12 protein-coding genes and 1 tRNA gene are annotated in these 11,957 nt (G+C 58.5%); 1 reads left to right on the forward strand and 12 read right to left on the reverse strand.

Annotated features, from left to right (window positions below):
- Positions 1-51: 51 nt before the first annotated feature.
- The 10 genes from pheS to ACO1VH_RS01080 form a co-directional block, all read right to left on the reverse strand.
- Positions 52-1,068: a phenylalanine--tRNA ligase subunit alpha gene (gene pheS, locus ACO1VH_RS01035; RefSeq protein WP_486241746.1), complete on the reverse strand. Its 1,017-nt coding sequence runs from the start codon at positions 1,066-1,068 to the stop codon at positions 52-54.
- A gap of 135 nt (positions 1,069-1,203) precedes the next feature.
- Complete coding sequence (gene rplT, locus ACO1VH_RS01040) at positions 1,204-1,563, reverse strand: 50S ribosomal protein L20 (protein WP_486241748.1); 360 nt, start codon at positions 1,561-1,563, stop codon at positions 1,204-1,206.
- Between the two features lie 19 nt (positions 1,564-1,582).
- Positions 1,583-1,780, reverse strand: coding sequence for a 50S ribosomal protein L35 (gene rpmI, locus ACO1VH_RS01045; protein WP_188419091.1), 198 nt, complete (start codon positions 1,778-1,780; stop codon positions 1,583-1,585).
- A gap of 153 nt (positions 1,781-1,933) precedes the next feature.
- On the reverse strand, positions 1,934-2,455 hold the full coding sequence (gene infC, locus ACO1VH_RS01050; RefSeq protein WP_486242806.1) for a translation initiation factor IF-3: 522 nt from the start codon (positions 2,453-2,455) through the stop codon (positions 1,934-1,936).
- A gap of 59 nt (positions 2,456-2,514) precedes the next feature.
- Entirely contained in the window at positions 2,515-4,422 is a 1,908-nt protein-coding gene (gene thrS / locus ACO1VH_RS01055; RefSeq protein WP_486241750.1) for a threonine--tRNA ligase, read from the reverse strand.
- Between the two features lie 214 nt (positions 4,423-4,636).
- Positions 4,637-4,713 (reverse strand) — tRNA-Val (locus tag ACO1VH_RS01060).
- Between the two features lie 98 nt (positions 4,714-4,811).
- Positions 4,812-7,091: a RelA/SpoT family protein gene (locus ACO1VH_RS01065; protein ID WP_486241752.1), complete on the reverse strand. Its 2,280-nt coding sequence runs from the start codon at positions 7,089-7,091 to the stop codon at positions 4,812-4,814.
- Positions 7,092-7,454: a RidA family protein gene (locus tag ACO1VH_RS01070; RefSeq protein WP_486241754.1), complete on the reverse strand. Its 363-nt coding sequence runs from the start codon at positions 7,452-7,454 to the stop codon at positions 7,092-7,094. It lies immediately after the preceding gene.
- A 30-nt stretch (positions 7,455-7,484) separates the two neighbouring features.
- On the reverse strand, positions 7,485-8,351 hold the full coding sequence (locus ACO1VH_RS01075) for an alpha/beta fold hydrolase (RefSeq protein WP_486241756.1): 867 nt from the start codon (positions 8,349-8,351) through the stop codon (positions 7,485-7,487).
- Between the two features lie 28 nt (positions 8,352-8,379).
- Positions 8,380-9,156: an SDR family oxidoreductase gene (locus ACO1VH_RS01080; protein WP_486241758.1), complete on the reverse strand. Its 777-nt coding sequence runs from the start codon at positions 9,154-9,156 to the stop codon at positions 8,380-8,382.
- A 166-nt stretch (positions 9,157-9,322) separates the two neighbouring features.
- Between ACO1VH_RS01080 and ACO1VH_RS01085 the strand changes: the two genes are divergently transcribed.
- A complete protein-coding gene (locus ACO1VH_RS01085) occupies positions 9,323-11,005 on the forward strand; it encodes an electron transfer flavoprotein-ubiquinone oxidoreductase (RefSeq protein ID WP_486241759.1) in 1,683 nt (560 codons plus the stop codon).
- Positions 11,006-11,068: 63 nt separating this feature from the next.
- Here ACO1VH_RS01085 and ACO1VH_RS01090 read toward each other — a convergent pair whose 3' ends face one another.
- Entirely contained in the window at positions 11,069-11,623 is a 555-nt protein-coding gene (locus tag ACO1VH_RS01090) for an NUDIX domain-containing protein (RefSeq protein ID WP_486241761.1), read from the reverse strand.
- A 27-nt stretch (positions 11,624-11,650) separates the two neighbouring features.
- On the reverse strand, positions 11,651-11,956 hold the full coding sequence (locus tag ACO1VH_RS01095; RefSeq protein ID WP_486241763.1) for a DUF2818 family protein: 306 nt from the start codon (positions 11,954-11,956) through the stop codon (positions 11,651-11,653).
- Position 11,957: the final 1 nt, after the last annotated feature.

Here is an 11,957-nt window from a genome sequence, read left to right on the forward strand (position 1 = left end):
CACAAACGTCGCAAAACGGGAGCGCCGGCGCATGCGCACGACGCATCGCCATCAGTTGAATTGCTTCAGGAAACGCAGGTCGCCTTCGTAGAACAGGCGCAGATCGTTGATACCATAACGCAGCATCGTCAAGCGCTCGAGGCCGGAGCCAAAGGCGAAGCCGATGAACTGCTCGGGATCGAAGCCCATGTTGCGCAGCACGGTCGGATGCACCTGGCCGGCGCCGGAGACTTCCAGCCAGCGGCCTTTCAGTGGACCACTGCCGAAGGCGATGTCGATCTCGGCCGATGGTTCGGTGAACGGGAAATAGGATGGGCGGAAGCGCACCTGCAGATCGTCGGTCTCGAAGAAGGCGCGCACGAAATTGAGATACACGCCCTTCAGATCGGCGAAGCTGACGTTCTCGTCGATCCACAGGCCTTCGACCTGGTGGAACATCGGCGAGTGCGTCGCATCGCTGTCGACGCGATAGGTACGGCCTGGCGCGATCACGCGGATCGGCGGCTTGTTCATGCGCGCATAGCGCACCTGCATCGGGCTGGTGTGCGTGCGCAGCAGCAGCGGCTTGCCGAGCGTGTCTTTACCTTCAATGTAGAAGGTGTCCTGCATCGAACGCGCCGGATGATTTTCCGGGCTGTTCAATGCGGTGAAATTGGTCCAGTCGTTTTCGATTTCCGGGCCGTCGGCGACATCGAAGCCGATCGAACCGAAGATTTCCTCGACGCGCTGCCACGTGCGCATCACCGGATGGATGCCACCGGTACCGCGTCCGCGGCCCGGCAGCGTGATATCGATTGCTTCCGCATTCAGGCGCGCTTCCATCTGCGCATTCGAGAGCGCTTCGCGACGTGCAGTCAGCGCGGCCTCGATCTTTTCCTTTGCGGCATTGATGACGGCGCCCTGCGCCTTGCGTTCCTCGGGCGCCAGTTTGCCGAGACTTTTCATCTGCTCGGTGATCTGGCCGGTCTTGCCGAGATATTTGGCTTTCGCGTTTTCCAGCGCGGCGGCATCCGCCGCATCCGAGAAATCGGCCTGTGCCTGGGTAACGAGTTGATCTAGGGGATTCATGCGGCTTGTTTTCGTTCTTGAATGAAGACCGGAAGGCTAATGGGAACGTAAAAACAAAAGCGGGACACAGGTATGACCTCTGCCCCGCTCGGATTTGGCTATACCGTCATGCGACGGTACACGCGATCACAACACTCAAGCAGCGATGTTTGCTTTCACCTGATTGACGATCGCGGCGAACGCCGGCTTGTCCATGACAGCCATGTCTGCCAGCACCTTGCGATCGAGTTCGATCGAAGCGCGCTTCAGGCCGTTCATGAACTTGCTGTAGGTCAGGCCGTGCTCGCGCGTTGCCGCGTTGATACGGGTGATCCACAGTGCGCGGAACACGCGCTTCTTGTTGCGGCGATCGCGGTAGGCGTACTGGCCTGCGCGCATGACCGCCTGCTTGGCGATGCGATAAACCTTGCTGCGGCGACCACGGTAGCCTTTGGCTTGCTCGAGGACTTTCTTGTGACGGGCGCGTGCGGTAACCCCACGTTTGACTCTAGGCATGATTGCTCCTTAGGTGAGGTTAAGCGGACGGCATCATCGCGCGAACGGAATTCAGGTTGGTGTCATGGACACCGACCGCACCGCGCAATTGACGTTTGTTCTTGGTGGTTTTCTTGGTCAGGATGTGGCGCTTGAACGCCTGACCGCGCTTGACGGTACCACCCGGACGTACACGAAAGCGCTTTTTGGCGCTGCTTTTCGTTTTCATTTTAGGCATGACACTCTCTGTCCTTTTAGGGACAGTTCCATTTTGTATGATTGCAGGTGGCAACAACGTCGTTGCTCTTGGATGCCTGCTTTCACTTGTTATGCAACGGGATGAACCGCTGCCTTCTACCTGCCTGCCGCCGAAACGGCAAACCGGTGAATCTTATTTTTTCTTCTTCGGCGCCAGAACCATGATCATCTGGCGGCCTTCCATCTTCGGAAACTGCTCGACCTGGCCATACGGTTCCAGATCGGCTTTCAAACGCTCCAGCATCCGCATGCCGATGTCCTGGTGCGCCATTTCACGGCCGCGGAAGCGCAACGTGATCTTCGTCTTGTCGCCTTCTTCCAGGAACTTCGTCAGGTTACGCAGCTTGATGTTGTAATCGCCATCATCGGTACCCGGGCGGAATTTCACTTCCTTGACCTGGATGACCTTCTGCTTCAGCTTGGCCTCGTGCGCCTTCTTCTGTTCCTGATACTTGAACTTGCCGTAATCCATCAGGCGGGCGACCGGCGGCTGCGCAGTCGGCGCAATTTCCACCAAATCCACATTCGCTTCTTCCGCGAGGCGGAAAGCCTCTGCCAGGCTCACGATACCGAGCGGCTCGTTCTGGACACCGGACAGACGCAACTCCTGCGCCGTGATTTCACCGTTGATACGATGCGACTTGTCAGTAGCTATTGCAGTTTCCTTTAAAAATCAAATAATTAAGCCGTGCTCCTGCGCTGTGGGTTTCCCCTTCAGGCTTTGGTTTCCACCTCGGTCTTGAGGCGATCCACCAACTGGTCGACAGGCATCGCGCCCAGATCGACATTGCCCCGCGCTCGCACGGCCACTGTACCCGCGTCCCGCTCCTTGTCGCCGATCACGATGATGTACGGCAGCTTCTGAACGGAATGCTCGCGTATTTTATAGGTAATTTTCTCGTTACGCAAATCCAGGTGCACCCTAAACCCTTGTTTTTTCAGGTTTTGTGCAACATCCTTTGCGTATTCGGCCTGACCGTCCGAAATGTTCAGCACGGCAATCTGCACCGGCGCCAGCCACAGCGGCAACGCGCCAGCGTAGTTTTCAATCAACATGCCGATGAAGCGCTCCAGCGAACCGAGAATCGCGCGGTGCAGCATGACAGGCACCTTCTTGGTGTTGTCTTCCGCGACATATTCAGCGCCCAGGCGCGACGGCATCGAGAAATCGACCTGGATCGTGCCGCACTGCCACATGCGGCCGATCGCATCCTTCAGCGTGTATTCGATTTTCGGACCGTAGAAAGCGCCTTCTCCCGGCGAAATCTCGTACGGATGGCCGGAACGGTCGAGCGATGCGATCAGCGCCTGTTCGGCCTTGTCCCACAATTCGTCGGAGCCGACACGCTTCTCAGGGCGCGTTGCCACTTTGTAAATCACGTCGGTAAAGCCGAAATCACGATACACCTTTTGCAACAATGACGTAAAGGCAACGCATTCGTCCAGAATCTGATCTTCCGTGCAGAAGATGTGGCCGTCGTCCTGCGTAAAGCCGCGCACGCGCATCATGCCGTGCAGCGAACCGGACGGCTCGTTGCGGTGGCATTGGCCGAATTCGCCGTAGCGCAGCGGCAGTTCACGATACGAACGTAGGTCCGAATTGAAAATCTGCAGGTGGCCCGGGCAGTTCATCGGCTTCAGCGCATAGGCGCGATTCTCCGACTCGGTGGTGAACATGTTTTCCTTGTAGTTCTCCCAGTGCCCCGATTTTTCCCACAGGCTGCGGTCGAGAATCTGCGGCGCCTTCACTTCCTGGTAACCGTTGTCCTGATAAACACGGCGCATGTATTGCTCGACCTGCTGCCACAGCGCCCAACCCTTCGGATGCCAGAAAATCAGACCCGGCGCTTCGTCCTGGAAATGGAACAGATCAAGCTGGCGACCCAGCTTGCGGTGGTCGCGCTTTTCGGCCTCTTCCAGCATGTGCAGATAAGCTTCCTGCTCTTCCTTCTTCGCCCATGCGGTACCGTAGATACGCTGCAGCATTTCGTTCTTCGAATCGCCACGCCAGTAGGCACCGGCCAGCTTCATCAGCTTGAACACCTTCAGCTTGCCGGTCGATGGCACGTGCGGGCCGCGGCACAGGTCGGTGAACTTGCCTTCGGTGTACAACGAGACGTCTTCATTTGCGGGAATCGACGCAATGATTTCAGCTTTATAGTGCTCGCCGATCGACTTGAAATAGGCAACGGCCTCGTCGCGCGGCAGGACCTTGCGCGTGACCGGCTCGTCCTTCTTGGCCAGCTCGGTCATCTTCTTTTCGATCGCCTGCAGGTCTTCCGGCGTGAATGGACGCTTGTACGAAAAATCGTAGTAGAAGCCGTTATCGATAACCGGGCCGATCGTCACCTGCGCATCCGGGAACAATTCCTTAACCGCATACGCCAGCAGGTGCGCAGTCGAATGGCGGATCACATCGACGCCTTCGGCATCCTTGTCGGTGATGATGGACAGATCGCTATCCTTGTCGATCAGATACGAAGTATCGACGACGTTGCCGTCGACCTTGCCAGCCAGTGCCGCTTTGGCGAGACCGGCGCCGATGCTGGCGGCGACCTGAGCGACAGTGACAGGCGCATCGAATTGACGTTGCGAACCATCCGGAAGGCGGACTTGAATCATGATGTTCTCCGTTTCAGCGCGCGTTGCGCTGACGCTAGACTAAATCGATTGAGAGAAAACTGCAGACGAAAAAAAACGCGGGCCAGCCGCGTTCTTTTTCTTGATGACGACGAAAAAATAACCCGACTATTGCTTGGAAACCGTTAAGGTATTCGTTCGCGGTGTCATAACCGGGATGCCTTTCTCGCTCTTACAGGGATTACCAATTATTCGTTGGTAGGCACGATTGGACTCGAACCAACGACCCCTACCATGTCAAGGTAGTGCTCTAACCAGCTGAGCTACGCGCCTAAAGAAGCGAAATTATAGCCACTGTTTTCAAACTTGCCTAGTGGTATTTGCATTTAATCCGCAAAAATTCCTAGCGCGGAAGTGCACGCATGCAACGCTCAATGACGGCGTGCTTCCAGCACGCCGTTGACTTCGCGAATCACGTTCAGGGCTTTCTGCAACTGTGCTGTCGAATTGATTTCCGCAGTAAATGCCATGCGCGCCTGCCCTTTCATGCTTTGCGTGCTGACGCCGATCACGTTGATTTTTTCGCGCAGGAAAATATCGGAAATATCACGCAGCAGCCCCTGGCGATCGGAGGCCAATACGAAAATATCCACGGGATAGACAGTTGCGGATTCGGATTTACCCCAGGCAGTCTGGATCACGCGCTCCGGCGCGCGCTGCCGCATCTCGACGAAATTGCGGCAGTTGGCACGATGGATGGACACACCCTTGCCGCGCGTGACGAAACCGACGATAGGGTCCGGCGGCGCCGGCTTGCAGCAGCGCGCCAACTGCGTCATCAACCCATCGGTGCCGACCACCAGCACACCCGACTTCGCGCCCTGCGTGACGCTGGACGCACGGCTCTTGCGTGCAATGGCGCTCTCGTCCAATTCGATCTGCTTGGCCGCATCGGGATCTTCGCCATGCAAAGCTTGCTCGATCGTGCGCAGGCTGAACTCGTCCTTGCCGACAGCGAGGAACAAATCATCGAGCTTGGCGAATCCGAGCTTGTGCGCCAGTTCTTCCAGATTGACTGCCGTCTTGCCTTCGCGCTGCAGCGTCTTCTCGATCATGCTGCGTCCGCTCGCCAGCGTCTCCTGCTGATCGATCGCATTGAACCAGGCACGCACCTTCGCGCGTGTACGCGAACTGGCAGCATATCCAGGCGACAGCCAGTCGCGCGACGGGCCGACCGCGCCGGTCGTGCTCAATCCCTTCGCGGTGATGATCTCGACGGTCTGGCCGTTTTTCAGTACCGTGTTCAGCGGCACCAACGCGCCGTCGACGCGTGCGCCGCGGCAGCGATGGCCGACGTCGCTGTGCAGGTGATAGGCAAAGTCGATCGGTGTGGCGCCGTTCGGCAATTCGATCACGCGCGCCTGTGGCGTCAACACGTAGATGCGATCGTCCAGCGTGGCCGATTTGAGTTTTTCGACCCAGTCGCGATGCACATCCTCGTGCGCGACGACAGCATCAACGACTTCGCTCTTCCATGCCAGCAGCTGGCGCAGCCAGGCGATCTTTTCATCGTATTTCTGCGCCGAAAAATTGGAAGTACCGGCTTCCTTGTAGCGCCAGTGCGCCGCGACGCCGTACTCGGCGAAATCATGCATGTCGTGCGTGCGCACCTGCACTTCCAGCGGCCGGCCGTCTTCCGCCATGACGACCGTGTGCAGCGACTGATAACCGTTTGCCTTCGGGCGCGCGATGTAATCGTCGAACTCTTCCGGCAGCGGTGTCCAGATGTTGTGCACGATGCCCAGCACCGTGTAGCAAGTCTTCACGTCATCGACGATCACGCGGAAGGCGCGCACGTCGTACAGATCGGAAAAATCGATCGCCTTGCCGCGCAGCTTGTTCCAGATGCTGTAGATGTGTTTGGGCCGGCCGAACACATCGGCCTTGATGCTGGCAGCCTTCATCTCTGCCTGCAGGCGCTTGATCGAATTTTCGACGAAGGCTTCGCGCTCGACACGCTTCTCTTCCAGCATCGAGGCAATGCGACGATAGGATTCGGGCTCCAGGAAGCGGAACGACAAATCCTCCAATTCCCACTTCAATTGCCAGACGCCGAGTCGGTTTGCCAGCGGCGTGTACAAGTCGAAGGTTTCGCGCGCATATTGGCGCGAACGTTCATTCTGCAGTTTCTTCTCGGCGAAATGCCGCAATGTGATCACGCGCGTGCCGAGTCGCACCAGCACGGCGCGCATGTCGCTCGCCATCGCCAGCAGCATCTTGCGCAAGACTTCCAGCTGATCCGCGGCTTCCTGCGCAGCGTTTTTGCCGCGCGAAGCCTGCTGCACGAAGGTCAATTCGTGCAGCCGCATCAACTGGCGTATGCCGGTCACCAGATCGGCCACTTCCTTGCCGAACCGTTCCGCAATCTTTTCTGCGGCTGCCGGATCAAGTTCGGCCAGTTCGAACAGCAAAGCCGCGATCCGCGTATCGGCATCCGTCTCCAGTTGCGCGACCAGACAAGCTACGCCCTGTACAAATTCGAAAGCATCCTGACCGTTTTCGGGATTCTCTTGCGCCGAAGAAATGATCTTGCCCTGATAGAGCGGTTCGACGAAGGCGAGCGCGTCCAACACACGGGCGCCATCCTGTTCGGTCAGGCCCGTGCGCAGCAATTCGCGCGTATCGCTTTGCGCTGTGGCGAGGGAAACCATTCAATACCCGGATGGATTGGCGGCGGCAACCACTACGATTTCGACCCGCCGCCTGGACTCGGGAAAGGTAACTGCCACGGTGGCGCGCGGCGGCGTATGCCCTGCCGGCACCCATTCGTTCCATGCAGCATTCATGCCATCGAAATCGCGAACGTCGGCAATGAAAATCTGGCAGGACAGGATGCGCGTCTTGTCGCTGCCGGCTTCAGCCAGCAAGCGATCGATGTGGCCAAGGACTTCGCGCGTCTGGCCCTGGATATCCTGCGAAACGTCTTCCGCAATCTGGCCGGCCAGATAGACAGTACCGTTATGGATGGCGATTTCGGACAGCGTGTCGCCGATGTGCAAGCGGGTGATATTCATGATAATCGGCAATATGGGGACAGAAAGCCATCATGCAAGCAGGAATTTGCGTGCGATGGCGATCTGTGCCGGATCAACGAAGGTCGGTGCATGACCGACGCCGGGAATCTCGATCAACGCGGCTTTCGGACCGCGCTGCGTCATCGCCTGCGCCGTCTCGCGCGACAGCAGATCCGATTCTGCACCGCGCAACAGCAGTGTCGGACAGGCGATCGTGTCGTAGGCGTTCCACAACAGCGCTTCGGCCTGGTGCACGTCTTGCTCCGTCATGCCGCGCATCGTGACGCCAAGCGCCGGATCGTAGCCGAACATCCATTGACCATCCGCATCCTGTTTCAGCACGTCGGCCGCCAGCTTGCGCCACTGTGCATCGGTATGCGGGCCGAAGGACAGCGAAACCTGCCGCACGTATTCGACGCCCTGCTCCAGCGTCGCAAAACGGATCGGCTGACCGATGTATTCGCCAATGCGCGCCAGCGCCGGCACGTTCAGCGTGGGGCCGATGTCGTTGAGTAGCAGCTTGCGAATCGGCGATCCCGGCAGCGACGCCAGCAACATGCCGATCAGGCCGCCCATCGACGTGCCGATCCAGTGCACCGATTCGACGTTCAGACGCGCAATCAGCGTCACCATGTCAGCGACATACTGCGGCACCTGATACGCCAGCGGGTCGCTCAGATGATCGGAACGGCCGCGGCCGACCACGTCCGGGCAAATAATGCGATAGGTGCCGCACAGCTCGGCGGCCAGCGCATCGAAATCGTCCGACACGCGTGTCAGGCCATGTACGCAAACCAGCGTTGCCGGATTTTCCGGATCGCCCCATTCCTTGTAAGCCATCCGGTGCAATCCTGAAGGAGACAGGCATTGCACCGTCCGGATGCGTGGCTGCGTCATTCTTGTTCGTTCTCTTTGCAATGGCTGATCAGGTTGCGCTGATGCCGTCATCGGCATTCATGATCGCGCCGTTGATGAAATGCGATTCTTCGGCAGCCAGCAACAGCAGCAGGCTGTCCAGGTCTTCCGGCTTGCCGAGGCGCTTGCGCGGCAATGTTTCCATCAGTTGGCGGCCCTGCTCGCTGTTGAAATAGTTCATGTTCATTTCGGTGCCGATATAACCGGGGCAGATCGCATTGACGTTGATGCCGAAACGCCCCCATTCCACCGCCATCGATTTCGTCATCTGGATGACGGCAGCCTTGCTGATGCAGTACAGGCCGAGTTCCGGCACGGTGCGCTGGCCTGCCACCGAGGCGATGTTGATGATGCGATGCTGCTTGCGCGGATCGCCCTTGTAACGGGCGATCATGCGTTTAGCTGTCTCCTGTGCGACGAAGAAGGCACCGCGCTGGTTAGTGTCCATCACGTAGGCATAATCGTCCGGCGTGACATCGGTCAACCGGCGATTCATCGAGACGCCGGCATTGTTGACGAGAATGTCGACCGGCCCCGCTTCCGTCTCTGCATGCGCGATCGCGGACTTGATGCTGGCGTAATCGGTCACATCCAGCGCGACGACATGTGCCGCGCCACCTTCGGCTTCGATTTCCGCGCGCAATTCCTTCAACCGCTCGACGCGACGGGATGCCAATACGACCTGTGCGCCCCCCATCGCCAATACTTTCGCGAAACGCGCACCCAGCCCACTGGAAGCGCCGGTTACCAGCGCCACCTTGCCTTCGAAATTGACTTCAATGCCCACAAATACCCCCGATTATCGACGCGCACCGGCGAAATCGATGCCGGAAGCGTTATGATTACACGAAAGCACCGCAATAAAAGCATTTCCTCTTTGCCCGAGCGGCAAATCGATGGACAATCCTGCCTGACCTGAACACTATCGCCGCATCGTCCGGCACTCTCGAACCATGACTTCCACTTCCGACTCCAGCCTGCTCGAACAATACGGTCCCCGCGACACGATGGAATATGACGTCGTCATCGTCGGCGGCGGTCCGGCCGGCCTGGCTGCCGCCATCCGTCTCAAGCAGCTTGCCGCCGAAAAGGAACAGGAAGTCTCCGTCTGCGTACTGGAAAAAGGCGGCGAACTCGGCGCGCACATCCTGTCCGGCGCGGTGATGGATCCGCTCGCAATGGCAGAACTGTTCCCCGACTGGAAAGAACGCGGTGCGCCGCTGAACACTCCAGTCACCGAAGACCGTTTTCTCTTTCTCGGCAAGGAAAAGGCGCTGCGCACGCCCAACTTCATGCTGCCGTCCTGCCTGCAGAATCATGGCAACTACATCGTCTCGCTCGCCAACGTCGTGCGCTGGCTGGGACAGCAGGCCGAAGCGCTGGGTATTGAAATCTTCCCCGGCTTTCCAGCTGCGGAAATTCTGTACAACGACGATGGCTCGGTGAAAGGCGTCGCCACCGGCAACATGGGCGTCGGCCGCAACGGCCAGCCGACCGATGCCTTCCAACTCGGCATGGAACTGCATGCGAAATACACGCTGTTCGCCGAAGGCGCGCGCGGCCATCTCGGCCGCCAGCTGATGGAGAAATTCAACCTTGCCGACGGCAAGGCGCCGCAAACCTATGCGATCGGCATCAAGGAGCTGTGGGAAATCGATCCGGCGCTGCACCAGCCCGGCCTCGTCATCCATACCGCCGGCTGGCCGCTGGCCAGCGATACCTACGGCGGTTCCTTCCTGTATCACATGGAAAACAATCAGGTCGCGGTCGGCTACGTCATCGGCCTCGGCTACGAAAATCCTTATCTGTCGCCGTTCGAGGAATTCCAGCGCTACAAGACGCATCCGGAAATTCGCCGCTTCTTCGAGAACGGCAAGCGTATTTCCTACGGCGCACGCGCCATCACTGCCGGCGGCCTGCAATCGCTGCCGAAGCTGATCTTCCCCGGTGGCGCACTGATCGGCTGCGAAGCCGGCTTCCTGAACGCCAGCCGCATCAAGGGCAGCCATGCTGCACTGAAGAGCGGCATGATGGCGGCCGACGCTGCCTTTACCGCGCTGGCCAATGGCCGCCAGCAAGACGAGTTGACGGATTATCCCGTTGCCTTCGAACAGTCGTGGCTGCACGAAGAACTGCATGTGGCACGCAACTTCAAGCCATGGATGAGCAAGGGCCTCTATCTCGGCACGCTGATGTTCGGCATCGACCAGATCGTCTTCCGCGGCAAGGCGCCGTGGACGCTGCGCAATACGCATGCCGACCACGCCTGCCTGCGTCCTGCCTCTGCCTTCCAGCCCATCGTCTATCCAAAGCCGGACAACAAGCTGACCTTCGACCGCTTGTCGTCGGTCTTCCTGTCGAACACCAACCATGCCGAGAACCAGCCCATCCATCTGACGTTGAAGAATCCGGACGTGCCAGTGCGGGTGAACCTTGCGGAATATGCGGGACCGGAAGCACGCTACTGCCCTGCTGCAGTCTACGAATTCATCAAGGACGATGCGGGCCAGGACAAATTGCAGATCAACGCGCAGAACTGCGTGCACTGCAAGACCTGCGATATCAAGGACCCTACGCAGAACATCGTCTGGGTCACACCGGAAGGCGGCGGCGGTCCGAACTATCCGAACATGTGATCGCGCAATAAAAAAGCCGCTGATGCGGCTTTTTTATTGACTGCGGAATTCGTGAGACAGCCCTCAGGGCTTCCAGGCACCGCCCAGAATCTTTTCCAGCCAGAAGGCACCGATAATGGTCTTGACGTCGGTAATTTGCCCTTCGCGAACCCATGCCATCAACTCTTCCTGTTTTGTACTGAAAACATCGAGAAACTCTTCATCGTCCAGCTTGCGCTCGCCCGCCGTCAATCCGCGCGCAAGGAACAAATCGAGATGCTCGTCGGAATAGGCAATAGCATTGTGGATCGTGCAGACGAACTGCCAGTCGCGCGCCGTATAGCCGGTTTCCTCCAGCAATTCGCGCTTGGCACAAGCTAGCGATGCCTCGCCCGGATCGATTTTCCCTGCCGGGAATTCGATGAACACCCGCTCCAGCGGATAACGGAACTGGCGCTCCAGCAGAATGGTGCCGTCATCGAACACCGGCAGGATGACGACCGCACCCGGATGACGGATGTATTCGCGCGTTGCCTGGCTATCGTTCGGCAGCCGAACGACGTCCTTCTGCACTTTCAGAAAGGAGCCGTCATAGGCCAGCGCGCCATCGACGCGGATTTCTTTCAGGTGATCGTCCATACGCACTCCGTCAGGTGAAAGGCCACGTCAGCGCCGACGACGTCGCATGTAACGCATGACGAAGCCCGGATAGGCCAGCACCAAGAACAGACAAGCGGTCACCGCGTAAAATTCCCAGCCCTGCGGAAAAACGTTGCCCATCTGCGCTTCCAGCAAACGGGCAATCAGGCCGACGAAACAATAGAGCAGCAGCAACTCGATCAGGCGCAGCCAGACCGGCTTGACTGCCATCGGGACAGGAATGATGGCAAACAGCCGCTCATTGAAGAAAGGAAGGTTGGCGCTGAACAGCGCCAACAGAATCACAAACCAGCTAGCCAGCGAAACATCCACC

The sequence above is a fragment of the Oxalicibacterium sp. genome, assembly GCF_057353965.1.